This is a genomic window from Corynebacterium sp. Marseille-P4321, assembly GCF_903645305.1.
In the GTDB taxonomy this organism is placed as follows: Bacteria; Actinomycetota; Actinomycetes; order Mycobacteriales; family Mycobacteriaceae; genus Corynebacterium.
In genome coordinates this window covers 461,660-486,569 of record NZ_CAHJXO010000001.1, presented here as the reverse complement: position 1 = coordinate 486,569, position 24,910 = coordinate 461,660, and the positions used below count along the sequence as shown (strand labels likewise).

The following is a 24,910-nucleotide window of genomic DNA, read 5'->3' as shown; positions in this document are numbered from 1 at the left end:
GTACAAAACACCAAAACACAAACAAAAAATAAAAAGAAAGATGCTCGCGTCCACTCTACAGTTCTCACACAACACACCCCCACACACCACACACGCATGCAACACACACGCATGCAGCACATGGAAGCCACAAGGAACAAAACACATCACGTGCTGCCCCAGACACCCAACAGCGCACCAACACACACTTGCTTGCAGGAAAGCTCAACGCGCACACCACAAAAGCAACCAACCCATGGCCGCCGGCGTGTGTCCACCCGGACAATTTTTCCAAAACAAAAAAGGCGGCAGCCATTCGTTCGACGACTCAACCACCAACCCACACCACAAAACGTGTGGGCACACCCGCAACTGCGGGCACAAAAACAAATAAGCTCCTTAGAAAGGAGGTGATCCAGCCGCACCTTCCGGTACGGCTACCTTGTTACGACTTCGTCCCAATCGCCGATCCCACCTTCGACAGCTCCCATTACAGGCCACTGGCTTCGGGTGTTACCAACTTTCATGACGTGACGGGCGGTGTGTACAAGGCCCGGGAACGTATTCACCGCAGCGTTGCTGATCTGCGATTACTAGCGACTCCGACTTCATGGGGTCGAGTTGCAGACCCCAATCCGAACTACGACCGGCTTTCAGCGATTCGCTCACCCTCACAGGCTCGCCGCGCGTTGTACCGACCATTGTAGCATGTGTGAAGCCCTGGACATAAGGGGCATGATGATTTGACGTCATCCCCACCTTCCTCCGAGTTAACCCCGGCAGTCTCTCATGAGTCCCCAACCAAATGCTGGCAACACAAGACAAGGGTTGCGCTCGTTGCGGGACTTAACCCAACATCTCACGACACGAGCTGACGACAACCATGCACCACCTGTACACCAGCCACAAAGGGAAACTACATCTCTGCAGCGATCTGGTGTATGTCAAGCCCAGGTAAGGTTCTTCGCGTTGCATCGAATTAATCCACATGCTCCGCCGCTTGTGCGGGCCCCCGTCAATTCCTTTGAGTTTTAGCCTTGCGGCCGTACTCCCCAGGCGGGGCGCTTAATGCGTTAGCTACGGCACGAACCCCGTGGAAGGGACTCACACCTAGCGCCCACCGTTTACGGCATGGACTACCAGGGTATCTAATCCTGTTCGCTCCCCATGCTTTCGCTCCTCAGCGTCAGTTACTGCCCAGAGACCTGCCTTCGCCATCGGTGTTCCTCCTGATATCTGCGCATTCCACCGCTACACCAGGAATTCCAGTCTCCCCTACAGCACTCAAGTTATGCCCGTATCGCCTGCAGTCCCGCAGTTAAGCTACGGACTTACACAAACGACGCGACAAACCACCTACGAGCTCTTTACGCCCAGTAATTCCGGACAACGCTCGCACCCTACGTATTACCGCGGCTGCTGGCACGTAGTTAGCCGGTGCTTCTTCTCCAAGTACCGTCACTTAAAGCTTCGTCCTTGGCGAAAGGAGTTTACAACCCGAAGGCCGTCATCCCCCACGCGGCGTCGCTGCATCAGGATTGCGCCCATTGTGCAATATTCCCCACTGCTGCCTCCCGTAGGAGTCTGGGCCGTATCTCAGTCCCAATGTGGCCGTACACCCTCTCAGGCCAGCTACCCTTCGACGCCTTGGCAGGCCATTACCCCACCAACAAGCTGATAGGCCGCGAGCTCATCCCACACCGAAAAAACTTTCCACCACAACCTCCAAGAAGTGGTCCTATCCGGTATTAGACCCAGTTTCCCAGGCTTATCCCGAAGTGCAGGGCAGATCACCCACGTGTTACTCACCCGTTCGCCACTCGAGCACCCCAGCAAGCTAGGGCCTTTCCGTTCGACTTGCATGTGTTAAGCACGCCGCCAGCGTTCATCCTGAGCCAGGATCAAACTCTCCACAAAAAAGGCCGTGAAAAGCCCAACCAAACTGGCAAAAAACAAACCAACCAACACCCCACACCCAAAACCAAAAACAGTTCCAAGAGCAAAAAGGTGCCGGACTGGCAATCCTCAAATTACTGCTGCAAAAAATCACAACACATGGCACCTGCGCATCCGACGAGGAAAAACCACAAGCACCACAAACATGAACCAGTTCACGATCCACCAGAAACAATCATTGCCATCAAAGGTTCACAACAACTGCAACCGGCACACACCAACCACACCAAAAACGATGCAGCACAGCGCACACGCAACCAACCCACAAACAAAAAATATGCATTGGCACACTATCGAGTTCTCAAACAACACCAGCACACCACAACCAACCCCACAAACAAGGGCTAGCCGAAAGAAGCTGAAGGATTTTATTTCCGCCAACGATTGTTTTCCTGCCCGCCACACAAACCAGAAGCAAAAACCTTGCTCTCTAGCGGGGCGTTGTCGGTCTCGCTGACTCGATATAAGTTACACACACCCCACACACAACACAAACCCCCAGCACAACCAACGTTTTCTGAGGGTTTTATCGTTGTTAAAGGCGCGCTTATTGGGCGGCTACGCGCTCGACGTTCGCGCCGAGACTATTCATCTGCTCCACGAAGGACGGGTAGCCGCGGTCGATGTGGTGCACCTCGTGCACGGTGGTCTGGCCATCGGCAACCAAGCCGGCCAGAACGAGGCCGGCGCCAGCGCGGATGTCGGAAGACCACACGTCGGTCGAGGAAAGCTGCTCCACGCCACGGAGCACAACGTGGTGTCCGTCCACTGTGGCGTCGGCACCCAAGCGCTGCATCTCGTCCACAAAGCGGAAGCGCGCCTCAAAGACGTTCTCGGTGATCACCGAGACGCCGTCGGCGATGGTTGAGATTGCGATTGCCATCGGCTGCAGGTCCGTGGGAAAGCCCGGGAACGGCAGCGTCTGGTAATCCACGGCTTTGGGGCACTGGTGCATCTGCACGCGGAAGCCGCTCGGGTACGTCTCGATGTCGGCGCCGGCGAGCTTCAGCTTCGACAGCGCGAGGTGGAGGTGGCCCGGTGCAGCACCGGTAACCGTGATGTCGCCCTGCGTCATCGCTGCGGCGTACGCCCAGGTGCCGGCAACGATGCGGTCGCCGATCACGGTGTGCTCGGTGGGGCGCAGCGAGTCCACGCCGTCGACAGTGATGCTGGACGTGCCCGCACCCTCGATGCGCGCGCCCATGGAATTGAGCATGTTGCACAGGTCGACGATTTCCGGCTCGCGCGCAGCGTTATCCAAAGTGGTGCGCCCCTGCGCGAGCACAGCGGCGGTGATGATGTTCTCCGTCGCGCCGACGGACGGGAAGTCCAGCTTGATTGGGGCTCCGGTGAGCTGCTCGGCCCGGGCAACCACCGCACCGTGCTCGATGTGGGTTGTCGCACCGAGCTTCTCCAGACCAGACTGGTGCATGTCGAGCGGACGCGAGCCAATTGCGTCGCCACCGGGAAGTGCGACGCGCGCCTCGTGGCAGCGCGCCACCAAGGGCCCAAGCACGGCGACGGAAGCGCGGAACTGCCGGACCGCTTCGAAATCGGCGTGCGGAGAGACATCGGCAGGCGTGTGGATCTGCACCACATCACCTTCGATCTCCACGTCGCACCCGAGACCGACTAGCACGTCGCGCATAAGCGGGACGTCGAGGATTTCGGGACAGTTCCGCAACGTGGTCGTCCCCTCAGCGAGCAGCGCAGCTGCCATGAGCTTCAGCACACTATTCTTCGCGCCGCCGACGTTCACCACGCCTTCGAGCCGGGTACCACCAGTGACAAGGAAACGTTCTTTCACGCGAACCACAGTACCGAACTCGTCGCTGCGCTTCGCGGGGCTCTTCGGGCGGCGACGGGTAGTCACCGGGAGGACGTCGTCAAGGCGCCGTTGCCCCCACCTTTAAGGCAGGGCACCGATGCGGCGGGCAGCGTTGACCGCCTCGTAACGGGTGTGGGCGCCCAGCTTGCGCATGACGCTGCGAAGGTAGGACTTCACCGTCTCGGCGCCGATACCCATTTCTTCGGCCGCCTCGACATTGGTGTGCCCGAGGGCGACGCAGCTCAGCACGTCGAGCTCGCGGGCGGACAGCTTGGTCGTCTGCTTCACGCGCACCGGCGAGACCATCTGCTCGCAGATCTGCTCGAGCTCCTTGCGCAGGTCGTCGTCCTGCACGCGGTTCGTCAGCATGCGCAGCTTCGAGTGGGTGGCGCGGACCTGCTCCCACTCGGCGCCGTTCATTGTGCGGCCAGCCTTTGCGCCTGCCTGGTTGGCGCCGCCGTCGGCGGAGCGCATCGCGGAGTTCACGGCCAAGTCCTGCTCGAGAGTGCGGGCGGTCATGGTGACCTCTTCAATCACCTTGTCACCCAGGCGCACCGGGGAGTGCACGCCAACGTAGAGCACACCGCGGATCTCGCGCTGCACAATCACAGGCACGGCAACCAGGGAGTGCAAGCCCTCGTCCTGGATCTGCTTGTCGTACTCGTGGGAGATGACGTTGGCGCGGGTGTAGTCCGAGATGCCCACCGCGCGGCGAGTGGTTACTACCCTGCCGCCCACGCCGGCACCAGCGTCGACCACCAGATTCTGCAGGGCCGGGGTGCGCAGCCCGATCCACTGCGTAATTTGCAACCGGTTGTCCGGCAGCAAGGTGCCGTACATGGCCACCGGGATCCCCGTCGCTGTTTTCAGCGCCGTGAGTGCCGCGCGGATCGCATCGTCATCATCCTTGACCTGCTGCGGGTCCATCGTCATGTAAGTCGCCTTTCACGGTGCCGGTTGCCCCTATTGGGTGCACCCGGTGTTGAACTTGGCCGGAAAATACCCTCACTATATCGCCCGCGCGGGGGTAGCCAAACTTCACCCCATGGGGTGTCGTTCGACAAAAACGGGGCACCTGCGGTATCGAACCCAACATTCGCCCATCAACGAACCATGCGGTCTACTACGCTAAAACCACTCGGTCTACAATTAGGTGTATAGTGCGGTACCAGCACGACGCAGAACATCAAAGCGATAGTGAGAAGGAGCATCATGGCGAAGATCGCGAACAACGTACTTGAGCTCGTCGGCGGCACCCCGCTGGTTGAGCTGCACGACATTACTGAGGCGTACGGCGCAAAGGCCCGCGTGCTGGCAAAGCTGGAGTACTACAACCCGGCGAACAGCGTGAAGGACCGCATTGGCAAGGCCATCGTGGAGGCGGCTGAGGAATCCGGCGAGCTGAAGCCGGGCGGCACGATTGTGGAGGCCACCTCGGGCAACACCGGCATTGCGCTTGCACTGGCGGGCGCGGCGAAGGGCTACAAGGTCATCCTCACCATGCCAGAGACCATGTCCACCGAGCGTCGCGTGCTGCTGCGTGCGTACGGCGCGGAGATCGTGCTCACCCCGGGCGCCGCAGGCATGAAGGGCGCCGTGGAGAAGGCCAACGAGATCGTGGAGCAGAACGAGGGCGCGATCCTGGCCCGCCAGTTTGAGAACGAGGCGAACCCGCGCATCCACTACCAAACCACCGGCCCGGAGATCTGGGAAGACACCGACGGCAACGTGGACATCATCGTCGCAGGTGTGGGCACGGGTGGCACCATCTCGGGCGCTGGCAAGTACCTCAAGGAGCAGAAGCCGGACCTGAAGGCCGTTGCAGTCGAGCCGGCCGCTTCCCCGCTGCTGTCCAAGGGTGAGGCTGGCCCGCACAAGATCCAGGGTCTGGGCGCGAACTTTGTGCCGGGCACGCTGGACCGCACGATCGTCGATGAGATCATCGCCGTCACCAACGAGGATGCCGTGGACACCTCGCGCGAGCTCGCGGTCAAGGACGGCGTGCTCGGCGGCATCTCCGCCGGCGCGAACGTGAAGGCCGCGCTTGAGGTCGCAGCTCGTGATGAGAACGAGGGTAAGACCATCGTGGTTATCATCCCGGACTTCGGCGAGCGCTACGTCTCGACTGTTCTGTACGAGGACATCCGCGACTAGGTAGGCGTCGATAAGCAATGTGCTTATCGACGAGCTGTCGCCAGCCCCCGCCTCCCACCCAAGGGAGCGCGGGGGTTACCCATGTAAGCTCCCCAACATGCTGTTCAAGGTGATTTCCACTGTCCGCGAGGACCTGCAGAACGCCCGCGCGCACGACCCGGCGGCCCGCGGCGACGTAGAGAACGCGATTGTGTACTCCGGCCTGCACGCCATCTGGATTCACCGCGCGTGCCACGCCATGTGGAACCGCGGGTGGAAAGCGCCGGCGCGCATTCTGGCGCAATTCAACCGTTTCCTCACCGGCATTGAAATTCACCCCGGCGCGACGATCGGCCGCAGGTTCTTCATCGACCACGGCATGGGCATCGTCATCGGGGAGACTGCGGAGATTGGCGACGGGGTGATGCTCTACCACGGCGTGACACTCGGCGGGCAGGTGCTCACGCAGACGAAGCGGCACCCCACCATCGGCGATAACGTCACTATCGGCGCCGGCGCGAAAGTGCTCGGCCCGGTACTCATTGGCGCCGGCTCCGCCATCGGCGCCAACGCCGTTGTAACCAAGGACGTGCCAGAGAACTCCATCGCGGTGGGCATTCCGGCGAAGGTGCGCCCACGCAAGTCGGAGGAATGCTTGAAGCTGGTCGACCCGGACAACTACGTGGATCCGGGCAGCTACATCATCTAACAGCTACGCAAGCAGGTCTGAATACTCCGAGTGCTTCTCGATGTAGCCGGCAACCGCGGAGCACGCCGGGTTGACCTTGAGGCCGTCCGCGCGAGCGTCGTCAAGCGCGAACTTAATCAGCGGCCCAGACAAGCCCTGGCCGCGGTAGCGCGGCTCGACCACGGTGTGCGGCATAGTGCGCACCCCGTCCCGGTCAACGTAATCGGCGAACCCCGCCACGTCTGAGCCGATGCGTATTTCGTAACGGCCCTCGCCCTTTACTAGCTCATAATCCTTGGAATCCATGGACGCGATGATACCCGCGCACGAAAAAGGCCCCTCCGCGTTTGCGAAGGGGCCTTCATCCTTGGTGTGGCTAGAGCCAGGATCGAACTGGCGACCCCACACTTTTCAGGCGTGTGCTCTACCGACTGAGCTATCTAGCCGCGACCCTGACGGGACTTGAACCCGCGACCTCCGCCGTGACAGGGCGGCGCGCTAACCAACTGCGCCACAGGGCCATATTCTCTTATTTTTTGTGCCCCTCCAGCGCTTTCGCACTGTCGCTTGCACGAGTTGATACCTTACACAGACCCTTGAACCGGAAACAAATCAGCAGGCAAGCGGGCATTGTGCGGCCGCATCAGCCACCGCGCGGAGTGCGGGAGTGCAGCGGTCGGCCAGTCCGCGCGGCAGCGTTCGGAGAACGGCTGCAGCGACCTTTGGGCAGGCGTATTCGTCGCAAAGCAAAAAGCCCGAGGCGAACCTCGAGCTCGGAGCGACCCTGACGGGACTTGAACCCGCGACCTCCGCCGTGACAGGGCGGCGCGCTAACCAACTGCGCCACAGGGCCGTACCCCCAACGGGATTCGAACCCGTGTTGCCGCCGTGAAAGGGCGGAGTCCTAGGCCTCTAGACGATGGGGGCGCTGTACGACAGCTTTGACAGCATAGAACAGCCCCCTGCCCCAAACCAAACGGGCACTTCAGCACAGCGCATCGCTGAAGCGGAACTTCACGGCGCAACCCCGTCCCCCACCAAGGATGAACCGGTTAAACGGTACTCGAGCATCGGGAGGCAGGAGGGCTCGGACCGGGCGAAGGTGCGCGCCGAAGTGTGGAAGTTGGCAGCGTTAGCGCACGACCGGCGCGTAGCCGGCGCGGCTGTCGTTCGAGCTGACGATCCGGGAACCGAACGGGAAGCAGGTCACCGGGATCATCTTCAGGTTTGCCCACGCCAGCGGCAGGCCGACGATGGTGAGCGCCTGCACGGTGGCGGTGGCGATGTGCCCGATGGCCAGCCACAGGCCCGCCACCACGAACCAGAGGACGTTGCCCAGCATGCCGAGGGCGCCGGTATTGCCCTGCACCACCTCGCGCCCGAACGGCCAGATCACGTAGCCGGCAATGCGGAACGACGCCATCCCGAACGGGATGGTGACAATGAGCAGGCACGCCAGGATCCCGGCGAGGGTGTAAGCGATGCAGAGCCAGATTCCAGCGGTGAGCAGCCAGATGATGTTGAGGATGAACCGGATGAGTCGCATGCGTTCAGCGTAGACGCGGCCGGGTCTTTGTGCGCGGCCTTCGCCGCTTACCCGGGAAGCAGCAGCAGGCTCGCCGCCATCACGGCCATCCCGACGACCATGCCGTAGATGGCGGTGTGGTGGCGCCCCGTCTCAATCGCAGTGGGCAGCAGTTTGTCCAGGCTGACAAACACCATCACCCCCGCGATGGCGGCGAAGGTGTAGCCCAGCGTCTCCGGCCCAAGGAACGGCCGCAGAAGCGCGAACCCGATCACGGCGCCGAGCGGTTCCGCAAGCCCCGACAGCGTCGCCCAGCCGGCCGCTTTCCATTTTGAGCCGGTGGCTTCGCGCAGTGGCACTGCGATCGCCACGCCCTCAGGGACGTTGTGGATGGCGATCGCCACAGCCAGCGGGAGCGCCAAGGCCGGGTCCGCCAGCGCCACCGCGAACGTGGCGAAGCCTTCGGGGAAATTGTGGATCGCAATCGCGACCGCGCTGAGCACCCCGACATTGCGCATCCGGGCGCGGGTTATTCCGGAAGCGTGCGGCTCCTCGTGCGGGTTGATGTCCTCGGGCACGAACCGGTCGATCAGCGCAATCAGCGCGATTCCGGCGAAGAAGGCGACGGCGCCCCACAGGTCCGGGTTCGCGTTTCCGGCCTCTTCCAGCCCGTTAAGACCTTCTGGCAGCAGTTCCACGAAGGAGATGTACACCATCACCCCGGCGGAAAAGCCGAGCGTGCCGGACAGGAAGGCTGGCCCGGGCGAGCGGCGCAGCACGACAACGAGCCCGCCGAAGCCGGTGGCTAAACCGGCGAGAAGCGAGATGCCGAGCGCGATAGCAACCGCGCTGGGGGTGACCGTCCCTACGTCCATGGCTCCACCTAGCAGCAAACTTCATTGAGGCGCAACTATTTTTTCAGTGTCGTGAACTTTTTGGGTGTAGGGTGCTACCCATGACTCCGAGAGAGGGCATCCCCGACCGCCTCCCCCACCTCACGCAGGACTACCTGAAAGCGATTTTCCAGCTCAGCGAGTGGGACAAGGAACCGGTCACCGCAACCCGGATCTCGAGCGAGTTAGGACTGAAACCGTCCACCACCACAGAAGGGCTCAAACGCCTGGAATCGCAGGGGCTCATCCGCCGCGAGCCATACAAACCCATCGAACTAACCAACGACGGCAGGAAAGCCGCGGTGGAGATGGTGCGGCGCCACCGGCTCATCGAGACCTTCCTGGTGCGCTCCCTCGGCTACAGCTGGGACGAAGTCCACGACGAGGCCGAGCGCCTCGAGCACGCCGTCTCCCCCACGTTCGTCGAGCGCATTGCCGACGCCTTGGGCAACCCCGACCGGGACCCGCACGGCGACCCCATCCCGGACGCGAAGGGGCGCATCGCAACGGCCTCAGTGCACAGCCTCGCCATCGTCGCAACCGGCGAGGATGTCGTGGTGGAGCGCATCAGCGACCGCGACCCGGAACTTCTGCGCTACCTGGAAGCGCACGGCATCGTCCCCGGCGCGGGTGTCGCCGTGGCCGAGCGCCCCTACCCGTCCATGCTGCACGTCGCCGTGGCCGACGCAATCGTCCCGATCAGCGCGGAATCCGCGGAGCTGGTGCGGATTCGGAACAAGGTCTGAGAAGGCAGGCGTCGATAAGCGAAATGCCCCGGCCGAAACGGCCGAGGCATACGGTGGGCCCTCCGGGGCTCGAACCCGGGACCTGCGGATTAAAAGTCCGTAGCTCTACCAACTGAGCTAAAGGCCCGTGGGACTAATCGTAGCCCGAGGCCCGCGGCGGTTGAAAATCACCCCGTTAGAGGCCAGAAGCCCCGGCGCAACGAGGGTGCGGCGGCCGGGGCCTCAGCGCACTATCGGGGACTAGTCCTCCGACTTCGCCATCGTGCCCGTCGCTTCGATGCGGCGGTGGAAGTCGAAGGCGTGCTCGAGGTTGTGCGGCGTCTGCTGGTACTTGCACTTGGAGGCGAGCTCCACGTACTCCTCCAGCAGCGGGCGGTAGCTCGGGTGGGCAATGGAGATCATCTTCGCCACGCGGTCGCGCGGGGCCAGGCCGCGCAGGTCGGCCACGCCGTACTCGGTGATGAACACCATCGCGTCGTGCTCGGTGTGGTCCACGTGGGACACCATCGGCACGATCGCGGAGATCGCGCCGTCCTTCGCAATCGACGGGGAGATGAAGGACGAGATGTAGGCGTTGCGGGTGAAGTCGCCGGAACCGCCCAGGGCGTTCATCAGGCGGGAGCCGTTGATGTGGGTGGAGTTGGCGTTGCCGTAGATGTCAGCCTCGATCATGCCGTTGGAGGCGATCAGGCCGGTGCGGCGGATAACCTCCGGGTGGTTCGAGATGCTCTGCGGGCGCAGGATGATGCTCTCGCGGTAACGCGACGCCTCCTCGTTCATCTTCTCCGCGTACTCAGGCGACAGGGAGAAGGAGGTGGCGGACGCGACGGTCATCTTGCCGGCGTCGATGAGGTCGACCATGCCATCCTGGATCACCTCGGTGTAGGCCTCGATCTTCTCGAACTTCGAGTCCATCAGGCCCGCCATCACGGCGTTCGGCACGTTGCCCACGCCGGACTGCATGACGTAGCCGTCGTACGCGAGGCGGCCGGCCTTCACCTCGTTCTCCAGGAAATCGAGGAAGTTGCCGGCGATCTGCTCGGACACCTCGTCCGGAGCCTTGAACGGGGCGTTGCGGTCCGGCTCGTTCGTCTGCACCACAGCGACGACCTTCTCCGGGTCGATCTCGATGTAGGTCTTACCGATGCGGTCGCCTGCCTTCGTGATCGGGATCGGGATACGGTTCGGCAGTGCCGGAACGGTCCAGATGTCGTGCATGCCCTCCAGCTCGAGGGACTGCCACTCGTTGACCTCGATGATGATCTTCTTCGCGGCGTTGAGGAACTCCACGGAGTTGCCCACGGAGGAGGACGGGACGATGTTGCCCTCCTCGGTGATGCGCACAGCCTCCACGATGGCGAGGTCAATGTCGCCGAAGAAGCCCTGCTCAACCATCATGCCGGAATGAGATAGGTGGATGTCCTGGAACTTCATGGAACCGGCGTTGATGGCGTTGCGCATCTGCGGATCCGACTGGTACGGCATGCGGTAGCGCAGCGCGTTCGCCTCCGCGAGCACGCCGTCGCACTCCGGCGCAGTGGACGCACCGGTGAACAGGTCGATGGAGTAATCCTGGCCCTTGTCGTGGGCCGCCTTGGCCTTTTCCGCGATGGCGGAAGGCATGGCCTTCGGGTAGCCGGCGCCGGTGAAGCCGGAGATGCCGACCTTGTCGCCGTGGTTGACAAACTGCGCAGCCTCTTCGGCGGACATGACCTTGTCCGCGAGTTTGGCGTTGGCGATGCGCTCACTCATGGTGTGCTTCCTTTCCTTCGGGCATGTAACAGGCACCACTGTATTGTGACGTAGCGCTCACTGCACGTGTTTGGTGAAAAGCGGCTGCGTAAACGTCGATAAGCAAATGCCCCACAGCTCGCCCCCACCCCCGAATGGGCGTATTTCCGCCGATTGGACTTGAGCAACTGCCTGCGGGAACAATGGTGGCCACTATGACAGCACCCGCGACGCACCAACCCGCGCTAACCATCGGCGGCATCGACCTGGATTCACCCGTGATCCTGGCGCCGATGGCTGGCGTGACCAACATGCCGTTTCGAGTGCTGTGCCGCGAGATCGAGCAGGAACTGACCGGCACCGCCTCCGGGCTCTACGTCTGCGAGATGATCACCGCGCGCGCCATGGTGGCCCGCAACGCGAAAACGCTGCACATGACCACTTTTGCCGCCAGCGAGACGCCGCGCTCCATGCAGCTGTACACCGTGGACCCGAAGTTCACGTACGAGGCGGTGCGCATGATCGTGGAGGAAGACATCGCGGACCACGTTGACATGAACTTCGGCTGCCCGGTGCCGAAGGTCACCCGCAAGGGCGGCGGCTGCGCGATCCCGTACAAGCGGCGCCTGTACGGCAACATCGTGGAAGCGGCTGTGCGCGCGGCGGAGGGCTCCGGAGTCCCGATCACGGTGAAGTTTCGCATTGGCATTGACGACGAGCACCACACCCACCTCGACGCCGGCCGCATCGCCGCCGACGCCGGCGCGGCGGGCGTGGCCCTGCACGCGCGCACCGGCGCCCAGCGCTATTCCGGCACCGCCCACTGGGACGAGATCGGCCGCTTGGTGGAGCACATGGACGGCACGGGCGTGCCGGTGATCGGCAACGGCGACATCTTCGCCGCCGACGACGCCGCCAAGATGATGGCGCAAACCGGCTGCCACGGCGTGGAGGTCGGGCGCGGATGCCTCGGCCGGCCTTGGCTGTTCGCACAGCTCGGGGCGCAGCTGCGCGGCGAGGAGATCCCGCCGGAGCCGACGCTCGGCGAGGTCGCGCGGATCATCTACCGCCACGCCGAGCTGCTGGCAGCGCACGACGGCGAGGAGCACGCGTGCCGCGACATCCGCAAGCACACCGGCTGGTACCTGCGTGGCTTCCCGGTTGGCGGGGAGTTCCGCAAGTCTCTTGCGCAGGTATCCACGCTCGCGGAGCTGCGTGAGCGCCTCGCCCCCATCGCTGGCTCGGAGGAGCTAGCCGACCACGCCGACGACGCCCGCGGGCGACAAGGCGGCTCCGCGAAGCTCGCGCTGCCAGAGGGTTGGCTCGACGACCCAGAGGACGACACGGTGCCAGTCGGCGCCGAGATTGAGAACAACGGCGGGTAGGTCACATGCTCAGAGCCGCGTACCGCGAATTCCTCGAGGAATTCAACAGTGACTTGTTGGACATGTGCGACCGGGTCACCGGCATCATGTCGCACGCATCGAAGGCATTGTTGGAGCAATCGCTTGACGACGCTGAAGAGGCGCTGACCTCAACCGATTCGCTCACCGAGATCCGCCAGCGCTGCGAGGACCGCGCGATGCGTCTGCTTGCACTGCAAAACCCGGTGGCCTCGGAGCTGCGCCAGGTGATCTCTTCGATCTACATCGTGGAAAACTTGAACCGCATGGGCGCGCTGGCGAAGAACGTGGCTTTGCTCGCTCGCCAGCGCCACCCGGCTTCCGTGTACCCGGAAGCTCTGCACGGCTACGTTGCCGAGCTGGCTCGTCTGGTGGACGAGATGGGCTCGATCGTGCGAGCACTTCTGATGGACCCCGACCCGGATGTGGCCGTCGACCTGCACACCGTGGACGAGGGCGTGGACGATATGAAGGCCTACCTGTCCACGCTGGTGACTGACCGCGAGTGGGAGTACACCACCCGCCAAGCCGTCGACCTTGCGATGCTGACCAGGTACTACGAGCGCTACGCAGACCGCTGCGTGGCCGCCGCCGGCCGCGTGGTGTTCCTTGTCACGGGCCAGACGCCGGAGGATTACCTGCGGCAGCGCGACAAGGCGAACTACGAGCCCGATCTAAAGTTCGCCGAAATCGAGCGGCGCTTCCGCGCCCAGCAGCAATAACCGGCGGGGTGAGACAGGCTAGACCGGCTCGGCATACCGCGGTTTGCCCTCGCCAACCCAGCATCCAAACCGCGCGACGCACAGCGCGATGTGGACCGCGAGTAAGCCGAGCAGTGCGGCGCTGACCGTATCGAACCACACCCAGCTAGTCGATTCAGCCAGCATGTGCACGCCCAGGCTCAAGGTGCCTACCGGGAAGGTCGAACCCCACCAGCCCGGCCCGTAATCGGCCCAGCGCGCCACTGAACGGGCGAAGCGAACCGCGGCGAACGCTACGGGTCCCGCCCCCATCACCACCATGAACAGGCTGTAATACACGCCCGGTTTGCCCTCGAAGAGCAGCTGGGCCGCAGCCGTTGATTGGCCCACCACCCCGAGCGGAATCCAGGTGGTGCCGCCGAGCTTGTCCGGGATGTCCATTCGCCCGTGAAAGAACTCGTTGTAGCAATATCCGAACACCGGGATCGCGGTACACAGGGTGAGCAAAAACGACGCTATACCCGCTGCTGTGTAGAACTCGCCGTCGAGCTGGGCCGCGTTCGTCGCCGCCACCATCGGTGCCACGAGCGCAAGCCCCCACTGGAACGTCGGCTCACCGGGGAAGTTGCGCAACTGTTTGACGCACACCACCCACGCAAGCGGTGCACCCACCCACCATGCTGCGAGCTGCCATACGCCTTGGCCGGTGACGGAAGTGGCTGCTGAACCCAGCGACATGACCCCCATAGACATCATGCCCCACGGTGCCATCGCATCCGCATCCCACCCCGGTTCGCGCCGCAGCGCCCAACCAGCCGTCAGAACCAGCAGCACAACAGTGGCGAACGCCAGCGCAGCAACCGCGAAAGAGAACAGCCCGTGAGCTTCGCATAACGTGGCCAGGATGGACGTGCCCATCAGGGAACCGGCCCACGCCGGACCCGGCGGGGGCAGCTTCTCCTGGTTTTTGTGGGCCATGCTGCAACAGTATCGGCCGCGGCGACGAAAAGGGCGACGAAAAGGGCGACGAAAAGGGCACCGCCCAACCCCGGTGTGATTTGGGGTGGGCGGTGCGCCAGGAACTCGTCGAGAAGCTATGGCTCCTTAGCCGAAGCGGCCGGAGATGTAGTCCTCGGTCTCCTTCTCGGAGGGGTTCTCGAAGATCGTGGTCGTGTCCGCGAACTCCACGAGGTGGCCCGGCTTACCGGTGGCCTCGAGGGAGAAGAACGCGGTCTTGTCGGACACACGGGCTGCCTGCTGCATGTTGTGGGTCACGATCACGATGGTGTAGTCGTCCTTGAGCTCGTGGATGAGGTCCTCCACGGCGAGGGTCGAGATCGGGTCGAGCGCGGAGCAGGGCTCGTCCATGAGCAGGACCTGCGGGCGCACCGCGATCGCGCGGGCGATGCAGAGACGCTGCTGCTGACCACCGGAAAGGCCGCCGCCCGGCTTGTCCAAACGGTCCTTCACCTCGTCCCACAGGTTCGCGCCACGCAGGGACTGCTCAGTGATCTCTGCGAGCTTCTTCTTGTCCTTCTCGCCCTGCAGGGTCAGGCCGGCGACAACGTTCTCCTCGATGGACATGGTCGGGAACGGGTTCGCCTTCTGGAACACCATGCCCACGGTGTTGCGCACGGCCACCGGGTCGACGTCCTTGCCGTAGATGTTGTTGCCGTCGAGCAGGATCTCACCGGTCACCGAGGCGTTCGGGATGACCTCGTGCATGCGGTTGAGGGTGCGCAGCACGGTGGACTTACCGCAACCGGACGGGCCGATGAACGCGGTCACGGCCTGGGCAGGAATGTCCATGTCGACGTTCTGGACAGCGTGGAAGTCGCCGTAGTAGATGTTGACGTCGTTCAAAAGGAGCTTGGTAGACATCTTGTTTTTCTCCTGAATGTGTTGGGGCGGGGTTGCTTACTTCTTGACCGAGAACTTGCTTGCGATGAAGCGAGCGAGGAGGTTCAGCGTGACGACAAGGATCACAAGCGTCAGTGCCGCGCCCCAGAGGCGGTCGTTTGCCGGGCCGGTGGCGCCGGACTTCCACATATCCAGCATGAACAGCGGCAGCGAGGACTGCGGCTGCTGGAACATGTTGAACCAGTTCACAGCCGGGGTCGAGCCGACGAGGATCAGCACCGGAGCGGACTCACCCATCACGCGGGCGACAGCCAGCATGATGCCGGTGACGATGCCGGACAGTGCAGTCGGAAGCACGATACGGGCGATGGTCTTCCACTTGGGCACACCCAGCGCGTAGGTGGCTTCGCGCAGATCCATCGGGACCACGCGGAGCATCTCTTCGGTGTTACGCACCACGACCGGGATCATGAGCAGGATGAGCGAGAGCGACACGGCAAAACCGGAGCGCTGCTGGCCCAGGATCGTGATCCACAGTGCGTAAACGAACAGAGCGGCAACGATGGAAGGCACACCCGACAGGATGTCCACCATGAAGGTGGTCAACTTGCCCAGCTTGTTGCCGTTGGAGTACTCCACCAGGTAGATGGCGGTGAACACACCAATCGGGATGGAGATCAGCGAAGCGATCAGCGTCTGCATCAAGGTACCAGCGATGGCGTGCAGTGCACCGCCGCCCTCCTTGGATGCGCGGACGCCGACCATATCCTGGGTCCACCACGCGCCATCCGCGATTGCGGGGAAGCCGCGGGCGATAACGGTGATCAGCAGCCACAGCAGCGGGATCAGCGCCAGGATCATGCACAGCCACATCAGGCCGCCCATGAAGCTGTTCAGGTTCTTACGGCCGGAGGAGATGTCGGTGAACGGGTTGTCGCCGGTGCGGGCCGGCTGTGTAGCGGTCTGCGTCGCGGCAGTCGAGGTCGTGGTCGTGGTGGTGGTCACCTTGGTCGACTCGTTGCCGGCGCCGTTGGAAGGTACTGCGGTAGACATGTTCTACTTAGCTCCCCTCTTACTTGTTAACGATCGCGCGGGCGATCGAGTTGACGACGAAGGTCAGCAGGAACAGCACCAGACCGGCTGCGATGTACGCACCTGCGGAGACCGGGTTGTTGAACTCGGCGGACGCGTTCGCAATCGCGGTTGCGAAGGTAGTGCCGCCGTCGAATAGCGAGCCGCGGAAGTCGTTCGCCGGAGCCACGGCCATGTAGAGCGCCATGGTCTCGCCGAGCGCGCGGCCGAGGCCCAGCATGGAACCGGCGATGAAGCCGGACATACCGAACGGGATCACCGTCATGCGGATAACTTCCCAGCGGGTCGCGCCAAGTGCGAGGGCGGACTCGATCTGGCCGGGAGGGGTCTGCACGAAGATCTCGCGGGCGGTTGCGGCGATGATCGGCAGAATCATAATCGCCAGCACGATGCCACCGGTCATCATGTTTCGGCCGGTAGCGAACGGCGGGGAGTTTTGGTACGTGGCGAACATGAAGAAGTCGCCACCCCAGGAGTTCACCCAGCTGTAGAACTTACCCAGCAGCGGGCCGAGCACCTGCGCGCCCCAAAGGCCGTACACAATCGACGGCACCGCGGCGAGCATGTCCACGATGGTGGCCAGCGGGCGCACAAGGTTCTTCGGGGCGTAGTTGGACAGGAACAGTGCGACGCCGAGTGCGACCGGCATCGCGATTACCAGAGCGATCAAGGAGATCGCGATGGTGGCGAAGAACAGGTTCGGAATACCGAACTTCATGTTGTCCAGGTCGGAGGTCGACCACTGGCCGCCGTAGGTAAAGAAGCCCAGCAAGCCGCCCTCGTTACGCGCCAGCGGCGGGGTGGCCTGGATGAGCAGGAAGATACCGATCGCCGCGACAAGCACGGTGATCAGGGTTGCGGAGATGGTGGAGAGTGCCTCGAAGACGCGGTCGCCCGGGCGCTTCACGCCGGCGCCGCCGCCGGTGGCCGGGGTACCCTCGGTTGCGGGGTCCTGGCCCTTCGAAACCGGGGAGCCCGTGGAATCTGCAACCACCGGGTCGGACTTCGTCGCAGGGCCTGCGCCGCGGTCGTCGTGTTCGGTAGCAGGCAATTCGTTGTCAGCCATGTTCTACGAATCCTTTTGAATAAAACTGGTTTGAAACGACGGTGACACTGTGCACAGACCGCGCCCCCGCATAGGTAGACCCCCCGGCACGACAATGTCAGGTCAGGGGGTCTGCCGTCCCGCGCGCTTCATGCGCGCGCCGGACCGAAAGTGGCTTTCGCCTTACTGGATGGCGTTCACAGCCTCGCGCAGGCGGTCAGCGTGAGCACCGGAGACCGGGATGAAGCCCTCGTCTGCGAGCTCCTGGTCCTGAGCGTCGAGTGCAACGTTCAGGAAGTCCTTGACCAGGTTGGAGGTCTCCTCGTCGTAGCCGGCGGAGCAGACAATCTCGTAGGTGGTCAGAACCAGCGGGTAAGCGCCGCCCTCGTGGGAAGCGAACAGAGCCTCAGAGTCGACGACCATGTTGTGGCCCTCGGTCTTGAACTCCATGTTGTCCAGAGCCTTACCAACGGTCTCCTCGTTCAGCTCGACCGGGCCAGCACCGAAGTCGATGTTGGCGGTCTTGTCGGCGAAGCCAGCCTCGACGTAGGTGATAGCGCCCGGGGTCGCGGAGACCTCCTGAGCCACACCGGAGGAGCCGTTCGCGCCGGTACCGACAGCGTTCGGGAACGCCTTACCGGTGGACTCCCACTTGCCGTCCGAAGCGGCAGCCAGGAACTTCTGGAAGTTGTCGGAGGTACCAGACTCGTCGGAGCGGTAGAAGACGTTGATCGGCTGGTCCGGCAGCTCTGCGTCCGGGTTGGCCTCGGCGATAGCCGGGTCGTTCCAGTTGGTGATGTTGCCCTGGAAGATCTCAACGATGTTGTCAACGGTCAGGTTGAGCTCGTCCACACCGTCCAGGTTGTAGGCGATAGCAACCGGGCCGATGACGAACGGCAGGTGCCAAGCCTCGTTGCCACCGCAACGCTCAGCCGCCTGCTCGACCTCGTCGTCCTTCAGCGGGGAGTCGGAGCCAGCGAACACAGCCTGGTTCGCGATGAAGTTCTTGATGCCGGAGCCGGAGCCGGACGGGGTGTATGCGAGCTGCGCGCCCGGAACCTCGGAAGCGTAGACGGACGCGAAGTAGTCCATTGCGTTCTGCTGGGAGGACGCGCCCTCAGCAACCAGGGTGCCGGTCTGGCCGGTCAGCTCGTAGTCGCCAGCAGCGGCAGCGTCGTCAGCTGCGTCGGTCTCGGTTTCGACGTTGGTCTCGGTCGCGGTCTCGACCTCGGTAGCCGCGTTGTCGTCTGCGGAGTCGCCACAAGCGACGAGGGAAACGGAAGATGCTGCAACGACGCCAACGATGGCGGCGGTGCGCTTGAAGTTACGGATCACGGGATACCTTTCCGGTGCTTAACAGTTCAATGTCGAGTTCCGACTGCGGGGCTTACACCTCAGCCGGATTACTCACGGCAGTCAAAGTACGGAACGCTGGTTAATGCCTGGTAGCCAATTAGATGAATAACTGGTGAACTCGCGCATATTGGCCTATTTCCGCAGGTGAAACCATAAAGTGACCTGCGTTACGCATACACCGCGTGGCGTTCACGCACCTCGAAGCCAAGACGCTCGTACAGCCCGACAGCCGCCTCATTGTCAGACTCCACATACAGAATGACCTGCGCAGATCCGGTCTCACGAAGAAACTCCAGTCCCGCCAGTAACAGCGGTACCCCAATCCCTCCCCGGTACTTCGAGGCCAACCCCACGACATATACCTCCCCGTGCCGTCCGGGTGCCGCTTCGTCCAGTGGAACCCCGCCAGGTCCTCACCGCGGTACAAAAGCTGCACTCCATCCGCGTCGAACCACTCCGCCTCCATCGCACGTTGCAACCGCGCCAGGTCCCACCCACCCTGCTCGGGGTGCCAAGAGAAAGCGTCGTTGTTCACATCGAGCAATTGCTTATCGACGAGCTCCCGCCCGTACCGCCCCACCGCCTCGCTATACGCCACCACGTCGTAGCCGTCGGGCGCGCCTTCAAACCGCGGCACCGCGTCCACGTCAACCCCCATCACCAAGAGCTCGCGCGTTTTCTCCAGGCCGAGCTTGGCGGCGAGCGCACGTGCCGGCCCAAGGTCCCCATGCGCCCAGCACCCTGCCTGCGGGTTCCGCTCGCGCACCGCGTTCACCAGCGCCGTACCCACGCCTTTTCGGCGGTGGCCCGGGTGCACCACCAGTTCTGCCGAGCCATCAGCTGCGAGTGCGGCCGCGCCCACCGCTTCGCCATCGTTGTCTTCTGCGATGAGGTGGGTGTGGTCCACGCGAACGTCGTCAAGCCCCTGCTCAAACTCCTCCGAGAATGCGGCGACGCCGTCCACTTCCTTTGCGGCGGCGAGAAGGGGACGCACACGGGCGGCGGGCAACTGGGCGTTTACGATGTTGGAAGTCATACGTCAAGGGTACGGGAGGCGGATTGTGCGACGTGGCGTGAAGCTTTTCGCAGCGCTGGCCGCGGTGCTGGCGGTCGCGTTTACCGCCGACACGGTGGCGGGCTCGCGTGCCGAAAGCCAGCTCGCCCACCCCGGCGAGCAGGCCTATATTTCCGGGTTCCCGTACGCGCTCGGCGCGCTTACAGGCGAGGTGCCGCGGGTGAGCGTGGAACGCCTCGACGCGCAGCTGCCCGGGCTGGATTCGAACGGCGTGGGCACAGTAGGCACTGTGGGCACTGTGGGCACTGTGGGCACTGTGGGGGTGGACGTGGTGGATTACGTTGCCGACACCCCCGGCTCCTTCACTACTGGCACGGCGGACGTGGTGCGCAGGCGCGTGCGGCTCGACGGCGTGGGCTTCGGAGAGCTGCTGGACATCGCCGACCTGGACATTGCGAACCCTTACGACATCTCCCCCGCCGGCGGCAGCGCGGCCGAAGCGCAGCTCACAGGAACCCCGCCCGGCGCGCAAGAGCCCGCCACGGTGGTGGCCACGCTCCGGCTGGAAAACGGCAAGTTCTACCTGCGCCCGAGCCGCGTACTCAACGCCCCCGACGGCGCCGACGCCGCCGTTGAGGCATTCACCTTGGAGCTCAACACCACCTCGCTCCCGCTGGACGGGCCAGCCGACCACGTGCAACTAGTCGGCGGGTCTATCGAGTTCTCGCGCGACCGCGTGAACACCCTCGTCACACCGGAGGACTTTCGCCCCATCTACGGCTGACGGTCTACCCTTGGGTGCCATGTCTGACAACGAACAGCAAACCCCCGCCCCACTCAACGGCAACGACGCGGTGAACTTGGCCGCGGAGCAGTCCAAGCAGACCGCGCACCGCAACCTGCCGGCGCTCGGTTTTGAGGATTTCCCGCTCGAGGACGACACGGCGAACCTGCGCTACGGCCCTTCGCTTCACGACGGGCTCCTCGCCTTGCTGCCGCTCGTTGGCGTGTGGTCCGGCTCCGGGCAGGCCAACGACGGTGGTGACGAGTACGCCTTCGGCCAGCAGCTCATCTTCTCCCACGACGGCGAGAATTACCTGAAGTTCGAGTCCCGCATCTGGCGCCTCGACGAAAACGGCGAATCTACGGGCCCCGACCAGCGCGAAGTGGGATTTTGGCGCATCTCGGAAAAGGACGAAATCGAGGTAACCTCCACGAACTCCCGCGGCCTGGTGGAAGTGATGTACGGCGGCCCGGTCGGCGAGCGCGCCTGGCAGGTCGTTTCGGCCTCCACCATCGCGACGGAAACCGGCCCGGAAAACCACGGTCCCGGCAAGCGCATGTACGGTTTGATGCCGAACAACAACCTGGGATGGGTGGACGAGCGCGCGGTGGACGGCGAGATGGTGCCGTACATGTCGGCGGAGCTCAAGCGCGTCGCCGGCTAGCGCCCCGGGCAAGCGCCCACCCCGGCAAGCGCCTAACGAACGCGCCTACTTCAGCGCGTCGAAAATCAGCTCGCGAATTTCGGCCTCGTTGCCGGGTGCCGCGAGCTTTTTGCTGTCCAGGCGCTTCACGCGCGTGGCGATACGGGTCGACGAGACGAGCCACACCGATTCCGCCTTGAGCAGCTCTTCGAGGTAGATATCCTTCGCCTTGCACTTGTAGCCGCGCTTTTCGCCCGCCGCGAAGATGGCGGCCTGCGTGGTGCCGGCCAGTACGCCGGGCCCGGGCGCCGGGGTGCGCAGCCGGCCGCCCTTCTTCACCATCAGCACCGAGCTCGTCGCACCCTCGAGCACGCGCCCGGAGTCCGGGTCGACGTAAATCACGTCGTCGTAGCCGCCTTCCTTCGCCCAGCGCAGCGCGGCCATAGACGCGGAGTAGTTCAGCGTTTTCGCCCCCTGCACCATCCACTCCGCTTCGCCGGTGACGGTGTAGCCGCGCGGCGTGGTCACGACGCTCACGCCGTCCTCGCGCTGGCGCAGCACCTCCTGGTCGATGGGGCGCACGGTGAGCCACGCGGTGGGCACGCCGGTGGTTTCGCGGCCACGGGTGAGCGTCCACACGCATTTCGCCTCCACCTCGCTGGGCTCGAGCGCCCCCGCGCGTTCCCGGGTGTAATCCGCAACCGCCTCAAGCGTCGCGCGCTCCCAGTGTTCGTGGCCCGGTTCCGGCAGGCCGAGCAGTGCGGCGGAGCGGGCGAAACGCTCGAGGTGGCGCTTCAGGTTCTTCGGCTTACCGCCTCGCACCAGAATGGTCTCGAACACCCCGTCGCCGCGGGTGACCGCCGCATCGTCCCAGAACACGTGCGGCATGTTCGGGTTTTGTCTACGCACCGATCCGCCGAACGGCTCAACCAGGTAGATCACGGGCGCCGGGGAAAGGTGGGAGTGCTCCATAATCTCCCTATGATAGGCGGTCATGGGTTACTCATCGCCTCTTCTGTCCACTCCTGGCGCGGTCGCGCTCCAGGAGCAGTCGCTTCTCGACGCCACCGGGGTCGCCTGGCACTACGGCAACCCCATCGGCGAGCAGCGGGCAGCCCAGGAACACACGGTGGCTGTCGACCGGTCGCACCGCGCGGTGGTCGCGGTCTCCGGGCCGGACGCGGCGGAGTTTTTAAACAACTTGTTGTCGCAAAAGCTTATCGACGTCGCCTCCGGCTTCACCGCCTCCGCCCTCGACCTCGACGCGCAGGGCAGGCTGTTGCACCACGTCGATGTGGCCTACGCCGACGGCGTGTTCTACCTGGACATGCCCTCCTACCAACAGGAAAGCTTCGTGGACTTCCTGCGCAAGATGGTGTTCTGGTCGCAGGTGGACATCGAGGAAACCGATCTGGCCATACTTACGCTGCTCGGTCCGAACGTGGAGCAGCCCGAGGTAGGTCAGGTGTTCACCCGTCGCGTTGAGCCGTGGACCGACCTGCAGCGCGTGGACATCGCGGTGCCCCGCTCCGAGCTGCGCGCCGCGGCCGCGAACTACAAGCTTGCCGGCCTGCAGGCGTTCACCGCCCAGCGGGTACGCGCCGGCGAGCCGGAGCTGCGCGCCGACTTGGACGGCAAATCCATCCCCCACGAAGCGCCCCGCCTCATCGCGCGCGGCGACAACCCTGGTGCCGTACACCTGGAGAAGGGTTGCTACCGCGGCCAAGAAACGGTGGCTCGGGTGGAGAACCTGGGCCGCTCCCCCAGGCTCCTCGTACTGCTGCAGCTCGACGGTTCCGCCCCCACCGAGCCGGAGCTCGGCGCCGAGATCACCGCGGGCGGGCGCAAGGTGGGCCGGTTGGGCACCTACGTCCACGACGCGGACGAAGGTCCGATCGCGCTCGCCCTCGTGAAGCGCTCCGCGCTGCAGGCACAGCTGACAGTGGGCGACTGCGCGGCCGTGGTGGATCCTGCGTCCCTACCTACCGATGAGGGTGAGCATGCGGGCAGGCGGGCCGTCGATAAGCTAAAGTCCCAGCTCAACCCTTAGAAAGGGCATTTTGTCGCGGCGCAAGCTATAGTGTCTGTCTAGGAAAATATTGCATAGATGAGGCCGCCTGTTATAGGCCGCCCGAAAACCACCTCAAGGGGGTCACGCCATGGGCCGCGGACGCGCAAAAGCCAAGCAGACCAAGGTAGCTCGCCAGCTGAAGTACAACACGCCTGACATGGATTTGGATTCTCTGCAGCGCGAACTCGCAGGGAACAAGCCGCAGCGCGACTGGGACGACGAGGACGAATACGAGGTGGACGACCAGTACGCGGATTACGCAGACTGGGGCGAGGACGACGAGGACGAAGCCGTCAACCGCTAGCACCTCACGCAGCAACCGACAAAAGAGAGGCGCCCTGAGCTGGGCGCCTCTCTTTCAGCGTGCCCGCAGGTTGGAGGACCCGGCTCGCCTAGTACTGCGGGTGGGAGCCCTCGAGCGCTGCGCGTGCGGAGTCGCCCTCTTCGGCCGCGCGGACCTCGCCGATGACCCACGCGTCCACGTGGCGCGCGGCGAGGATGGCCAGGGCGCGGTCGCGGTCCTCCGGCGCAACGATCGCGGTCATGCCGACGCCCATGTTGAAGGTCTTCTCCATCTCCGCATCCGGTACTTGGCCGACGGACTTGATGGTGCGGAAGATCGGGCCGGGCGTCCAGGTGGAGCGGCGCATCTGTGCCACCAGGCCTTCGGGGATGATGCGCTCCATGTTGCCCGCCAGGCCGCCGCCGGTGACGTGGCAGAACGTGCGGACCTCGCATTCGGCGGCCAGCTCCAGGCAGTCGAGTGCGTAGATCCGGGTCGGCTCGAGGAGCTCCTCGCCGAGGGTGCGGCCGAGCTCTTCGATTTCCTCGTCGAGCGGCAGGCCAGCGCGCTCGAGCAGCACGTGGCGGGCCAACGAGTAACCGTTGGAGTGCAGACCGGACGAAGCCATAGCGATAATGACGTCGCCTTCGCGCACGCGATCCGGGCCGAGCAGCTTGTCGGCCTCAACGACGCCCACGGCGGTGGCGGAGACGTCGTAGTCGTCCGGTTCCATCACACCAGGGTGCTCGGCGGTCTCGCCGCCCAGCAGTGCACAGCCTGCCTGCACGCAGCCCTCGGCGATACCACCGACGATGTCAGCCACCTTCTCCGGGACAACCTTGCCGATGGCGATGTAGTCCTGCAAAAACAGCGGCTCCGCGCCGCAAACCACGAGGTCGTCGACGCACATGGCAACCAGGTCGATGCCGATGGTGTCGTGCTTATCCATCGCCTGCGCCACGGCCAGCTTGGTGCCCACGCCGTCGGAGCCGGCAGCCAGCAGCGGCTCCTTGTACTTGCCCAGTGCGAACAGGCCGGCGAAGCCGCCTAGGCCGCCGCGGACCTCAGGGCGTGTGGCGCGCTTGGCGTGGTCCTTGAACAGCTCGACGGCCTTGTCGCCGGCCTCGATGGACACACCTGCGGCCTCGTAAGAAACGGGGTTGTGCTCGGTCATGATG

The 24,910-nt window shown here is 63.9% G+C and carries 23 protein-coding genes, 5 tRNA genes, 1 rRNA gene and 1 pseudogene; 10 read left to right on the top strand and 20 right to left on the bottom strand.

Translation table 11 applies throughout. The features are described 5' to 3' along the window. Positions 1 to 382 precede the first annotated feature (382 nt). Positions 383 to 1,896: ribosomal RNA gene (locus HWX32_RS02020) — 16S ribosomal RNA — on the bottom strand. A 138-nt stretch (positions 1,897 to 2,034) separates the two neighbouring features. On the opposite strand from HWX32_RS02020, the gene HWX32_RS02015 reads away from it, so the two are divergent. Continuing rightward, complete coding sequence (locus HWX32_RS02015; RefSeq protein ID WP_175934529.1) at positions 2,035 to 2,283, top strand: hypothetical protein; 249 nt, start codon at positions 2,035 to 2,037, stop codon at positions 2,281 to 2,283. Between the two features lie 199 nt (positions 2,284 to 2,482). Here the strand turns inward: HWX32_RS02015 and murA are convergent, their stop codons facing one another. Together murA and ramA are read right to left on the bottom strand one after the other, a co-directional pair. Then, positions 2,483 to 3,742, bottom strand: coding sequence for a UDP-N-acetylglucosamine 1-carboxyvinyltransferase (gene murA, locus HWX32_RS02010; RefSeq protein WP_175934528.1), 1,260 nt, complete (start codon positions 3,740 to 3,742; stop codon positions 2,483 to 2,485). Positions 3,743 to 3,844: 102 nt separating this feature from the next. Then, positions 3,845 to 4,690 (bottom strand): acetate metabolism transcriptional regulator RamA, encoded by an 846-nt coding sequence (ramA, locus tag HWX32_RS02005; protein WP_075466187.1) that lies wholly within the window; start codon positions 4,688 to 4,690, stop codon positions 3,845 to 3,847. Between the two features lie 285 nt (positions 4,691 to 4,975). Here ramA and cysK point away from each other — a divergent pair, with 285 nt between their 5' ends. Both cysK and epsC read left to right on the top strand, forming a co-directional pair. Further along, positions 4,976 to 5,917, top strand: a complete 942-nt coding sequence (cysK, locus tag HWX32_RS02000) for a cysteine synthase A (protein WP_175934527.1) — start codon at positions 4,976 to 4,978, stop codon at positions 5,915 to 5,917. A gap of 97 nt (positions 5,918 to 6,014) precedes the next feature. Continuing rightward, positions 6,015 to 6,605, top strand: a complete 591-nt coding sequence (gene epsC, locus HWX32_RS01995) for a serine O-acetyltransferase EpsC (protein ID WP_175934526.1) — start codon at positions 6,015 to 6,017, stop codon at positions 6,603 to 6,605. Between the two features lie 3 nt (positions 6,606 to 6,608). Here epsC and HWX32_RS01990 read toward each other — a convergent pair whose 3' ends face one another. The 7 genes from HWX32_RS01990 to zupT all read right to left on the bottom strand — a co-directional run bounded on the left by HWX32_RS01990 (position 6,609) and on the right by zupT (position 8,984). Continuing rightward, the gene (locus HWX32_RS01990; protein WP_175934525.1) at positions 6,609 to 6,890 is read right to left on the bottom strand and encodes a GNAT family N-acetyltransferase; all 282 of its coding nucleotides are present in this window, start codon (positions 6,888 to 6,890) and stop codon (positions 6,609 to 6,611) included. A 67-nt stretch (positions 6,891 to 6,957) separates the two neighbouring features. Next, positions 6,958 to 7,030, bottom strand: a tRNA-Phe gene (locus tag HWX32_RS01985). 1 nt (position 7,031) lies between these two features. Then, positions 7,032 to 7,105: transfer RNA gene (locus HWX32_RS01980), tRNA-Asp, on the bottom strand. A 258-nt stretch (positions 7,106 to 7,363) separates the two neighbouring features. Beyond that, a tRNA-Asp gene (locus HWX32_RS01975) sits at positions 7,364 to 7,437 on the bottom strand. Between the two features lies 1 nt (position 7,438). Beyond that, positions 7,439 to 7,511: transfer RNA gene (locus tag HWX32_RS01970), tRNA-Glu, on the bottom strand. A 205-nt stretch (positions 7,512 to 7,716) separates the two neighbouring features. Then, positions 7,717 to 8,130 (bottom strand): YccF domain-containing protein, encoded by a 414-nt coding sequence (locus HWX32_RS01965; protein ID WP_075466201.1) that lies wholly within the window; start codon positions 8,128 to 8,130, stop codon positions 7,717 to 7,719. Between the two features lie 47 nt (positions 8,131 to 8,177). Further along, positions 8,178 to 8,984 (bottom strand): zinc transporter ZupT, encoded by an 807-nt coding sequence (gene zupT / locus HWX32_RS01960; protein ID WP_175934524.1) that lies wholly within the window; start codon positions 8,982 to 8,984, stop codon positions 8,178 to 8,180. Between the two features lie 80 nt (positions 8,985 to 9,064). On the opposite strand from zupT, the gene HWX32_RS01955 reads away from it, so the two are divergent. Continuing rightward, a complete protein-coding gene (locus HWX32_RS01955; RefSeq protein ID WP_075466203.1) occupies positions 9,065 to 9,748 on the top strand; it encodes a metal-dependent transcriptional regulator in 684 nt (227 codons plus the stop codon). Between the two features lie 54 nt (positions 9,749 to 9,802). Here HWX32_RS01955 and HWX32_RS01950 read toward each other — a convergent pair. Further along, positions 9,803 to 9,875: transfer RNA gene (locus tag HWX32_RS01950), tRNA-Lys, on the bottom strand. 113 nt (positions 9,876 to 9,988) lie between these two features. Next, complete coding sequence (locus HWX32_RS01945; RefSeq protein ID WP_175934523.1) at positions 9,989 to 11,500, bottom strand: acetyl-CoA hydrolase/transferase family protein; 1,512 nt, start codon at positions 11,498 to 11,500, stop codon at positions 9,989 to 9,991. Positions 11,501 to 11,694: 194 nt separating this feature from the next. Here HWX32_RS01945 and dusB point away from each other — a divergent pair, with 194 nt between their 5' ends. Together dusB and HWX32_RS01935 are read left to right on the top strand one after the other, a co-directional pair. After that, positions 11,695 to 12,864, top strand: coding sequence for a tRNA dihydrouridine synthase DusB (dusB, locus tag HWX32_RS01940; protein ID WP_175934522.1), 1,170 nt, complete (start codon positions 11,695 to 11,697; stop codon positions 12,862 to 12,864). 5 nt (positions 12,865 to 12,869) lie between these two features. After that, on the top strand, positions 12,870 to 13,604 hold the full coding sequence (locus HWX32_RS01935) for a phosphate uptake regulator PhoU (protein ID WP_075466207.1): 735 nt from the start codon (positions 12,870 to 12,872) through the stop codon (positions 13,602 to 13,604). An 18-nt stretch (positions 13,605 to 13,622) separates the two neighbouring features. On the opposite strand, the gene HWX32_RS01930 is transcribed toward HWX32_RS01935, so the two are convergent. From HWX32_RS01930 to mshD, 6 genes and pseudogenes are all read right to left on the bottom strand, one after another. Next, positions 13,623 to 14,561, bottom strand: coding sequence for a hypothetical protein (locus tag HWX32_RS01930; protein ID WP_175934521.1), 939 nt, complete (start codon positions 14,559 to 14,561; stop codon positions 13,623 to 13,625). Positions 14,562 to 14,687: 126 nt separating this feature from the next. Beyond that, positions 14,688 to 15,464, bottom strand: a complete 777-nt coding sequence (pstB, locus tag HWX32_RS01925) for a phosphate ABC transporter ATP-binding protein PstB (RefSeq protein ID WP_175934520.1) — start codon at positions 15,462 to 15,464, stop codon at positions 14,688 to 14,690. 36 nt (positions 15,465 to 15,500) lie between these two features. Next, complete coding sequence (pstA, locus tag HWX32_RS01920) at positions 15,501 to 16,496, bottom strand: phosphate ABC transporter permease PstA (RefSeq protein ID WP_082259704.1); 996 nt, start codon at positions 16,494 to 16,496, stop codon at positions 15,501 to 15,503. A gap of 19 nt (positions 16,497 to 16,515) precedes the next feature. Next, positions 16,516 to 17,601: a phosphate ABC transporter permease subunit PstC gene (gene pstC / locus HWX32_RS01915; RefSeq protein ID WP_075466213.1), complete on the bottom strand. Its 1,086-nt coding sequence runs from the start codon at positions 17,599 to 17,601 to the stop codon at positions 16,516 to 16,518. 162 nt (positions 17,602 to 17,763) lie between these two features. Continuing rightward, positions 17,764 to 18,915, bottom strand: coding sequence for a phosphate ABC transporter substrate-binding protein PstS (gene pstS / locus HWX32_RS01910; protein WP_175934519.1), 1,152 nt, complete (start codon positions 18,913 to 18,915; stop codon positions 17,764 to 17,766). 188 nt (positions 18,916 to 19,103) lie between these two features. Continuing rightward, positions 19,104 to 19,972 (bottom strand): annotated as a pseudogene (mshD, locus tag HWX32_RS01905) (mycothiol synthase). A gap of 37 nt (positions 19,973 to 20,009) precedes the next feature. Between mshD and HWX32_RS01900 the strand changes: the two are divergent. Both HWX32_RS01900 and HWX32_RS01895 read left to right on the top strand, forming a co-directional pair. Continuing rightward, positions 20,010 to 20,735: an LmeA family phospholipid-binding protein gene (locus tag HWX32_RS01900; protein WP_254868221.1), complete on the top strand. Its 726-nt coding sequence runs from the start codon at positions 20,010 to 20,012 to the stop codon at positions 20,733 to 20,735. 19 nt (positions 20,736 to 20,754) lie between these two features. Further along, entirely contained in the window at positions 20,755 to 21,399 is a 645-nt protein-coding gene (locus HWX32_RS01895) for an FABP family protein (protein ID WP_075466220.1), read from the top strand. 45 nt (positions 21,400 to 21,444) lie between these two features. Here the strand turns inward: HWX32_RS01895 and HWX32_RS01890 are convergent, their stop codons facing one another. Further along, positions 21,445 to 22,350, bottom strand: a complete 906-nt coding sequence (locus HWX32_RS01890) for an aminodeoxychorismate lyase (protein WP_175934517.1) — start codon at positions 22,348 to 22,350, stop codon at positions 21,445 to 21,447. Between the two features lie 22 nt (positions 22,351 to 22,372). Between HWX32_RS01890 and HWX32_RS01885 the strand changes: the two genes are divergently transcribed. Both HWX32_RS01885 and HWX32_RS01880 read left to right on the top strand, forming a co-directional pair. Next, positions 22,373 to 23,428 (top strand): folate-binding protein YgfZ, encoded by a 1,056-nt coding sequence (locus HWX32_RS01885; RefSeq protein ID WP_175934516.1) that lies wholly within the window; start codon positions 22,373 to 22,375, stop codon positions 23,426 to 23,428. A 109-nt stretch (positions 23,429 to 23,537) separates the two neighbouring features. Further along, on the top strand, positions 23,538 to 23,753 hold the full coding sequence (locus tag HWX32_RS01880) for a DUF3073 domain-containing protein (RefSeq protein WP_175934515.1): 216 nt from the start codon (positions 23,538 to 23,540) through the stop codon (positions 23,751 to 23,753). 88 nt (positions 23,754 to 23,841) lie between these two features. On the opposite strand, the gene purM is transcribed toward HWX32_RS01880, so the two are convergent. Continuing rightward, positions 23,842 to 24,906 (bottom strand): phosphoribosylformylglycinamidine cyclo-ligase, encoded by a 1,065-nt coding sequence (purM, locus tag HWX32_RS01875; RefSeq protein WP_175934514.1) that lies wholly within the window; start codon positions 24,904 to 24,906, stop codon positions 23,842 to 23,844. Positions 24,907 to 24,910: the final 4 nt, after the last annotated feature.

What these genes read in the sequence shown, in the direction of transcription:
- HWX32_RS01945 (WP_175934523.1), bottom strand. Translation starts at nt 11,500, where the DNA reads ATGAGTGAGCGCATCGCCAACGCCAAACTCGCGGACAAGGTCATGTCC.
- HWX32_RS01955 (WP_075466203.1), top strand. Translation starts at nt 9,065, where the DNA reads ATGACTCCGAGAGAGGGCATCCCCGACCGCCTCCCCCACCTCACGCAG.
- HWX32_RS01885 (WP_175934516.1), top strand. Translation starts at nt 22,373, where the DNA reads ATGGGTTACTCATCGCCTCTTCTGTCCACTCCTGGCGCGGTCGCGCTC.
- pstA (WP_082259704.1), bottom strand. Translation starts at nt 16,496, where the DNA reads ATGTCTACCGCAGTACCTTCCAACGGCGCCGGCAACGAGTCGACCAAG.
- pstB (WP_175934520.1), bottom strand. Translation starts at nt 15,464, where the DNA reads ATGTCTACCAAGCTCCTTTTGAACGACGTCAACATCTACTACGGCGAC.
- pstC (WP_075466213.1), bottom strand. Translation starts at nt 17,601, where the DNA reads ATGGCTGACAACGAATTGCCTGCTACCGAACACGACGACCGCGGCGCA.
- HWX32_RS01935 (WP_075466207.1), top strand. Translation starts at nt 12,870, where the DNA reads ATGCTCAGAGCCGCGTACCGCGAATTCCTCGAGGAATTCAACAGTGAC.
- HWX32_RS01990 (WP_175934525.1), bottom strand. Translation starts at nt 6,890, where the DNA reads ATGGATTCCAAGGATTATGAGCTAGTAAAGGGCGAGGGCCGTTACGAA.
- purM (WP_175934514.1), bottom strand. Translation starts at nt 24,906, where the DNA reads ATGACCGAGCACAACCCCGTTTCTTACGAGGCCGCAGGTGTGTCCATC.
- HWX32_RS01965 (WP_075466201.1), bottom strand. Translation starts at nt 8,130, where the DNA reads ATGCGACTCATCCGGTTCATCCTCAACATCATCTGGCTGCTCACCGCT.
- HWX32_RS01930 (WP_175934521.1), bottom strand. Translation starts at nt 14,561, where the DNA reads ATGGCCCACAAAAACCAGGAGAAGCTGCCCCCGCCGGGTCCGGCGTGG.
- dusB (WP_175934522.1), top strand. Translation starts at nt 11,695, where the DNA reads ATGACAGCACCCGCGACGCACCAACCCGCGCTAACCATCGGCGGCATC.
- HWX32_RS01895 (WP_075466220.1), top strand. Translation starts at nt 20,755, where the DNA reads ATGTCTGACAACGAACAGCAAACCCCCGCCCCACTCAACGGCAACGAC.
- cysK (WP_175934527.1), top strand. Translation starts at nt 4,976, where the DNA reads ATGGCGAAGATCGCGAACAACGTACTTGAGCTCGTCGGCGGCACCCCG.
- ramA (WP_075466187.1), bottom strand. Translation starts at nt 4,690, where the DNA reads ATGGACCCGCAGCAGGTCAAGGATGATGACGATGCGATCCGCGCGGCA.
- HWX32_RS01880 (WP_175934515.1), top strand. Translation starts at nt 23,538, where the DNA reads ATGGGCCGCGGACGCGCAAAAGCCAAGCAGACCAAGGTAGCTCGCCAG.
- HWX32_RS02015 (WP_175934529.1), top strand. Translation starts at nt 2,035, where the DNA reads ATGGCACCTGCGCATCCGACGAGGAAAAACCACAAGCACCACAAACAT.
- HWX32_RS01890 (WP_175934517.1), bottom strand. Translation starts at nt 22,350, where the DNA reads ATGGAGCACTCCCACCTTTCCCCGGCGCCCGTGATCTACCTGGTTGAG.
- zupT (WP_175934524.1), bottom strand. Translation starts at nt 8,984, where the DNA reads ATGGACGTAGGGACGGTCACCCCCAGCGCGGTTGCTATCGCGCTCGGC.
- epsC (WP_175934526.1), top strand. Translation starts at nt 6,015, where the DNA reads ATGCTGTTCAAGGTGATTTCCACTGTCCGCGAGGACCTGCAGAACGCC.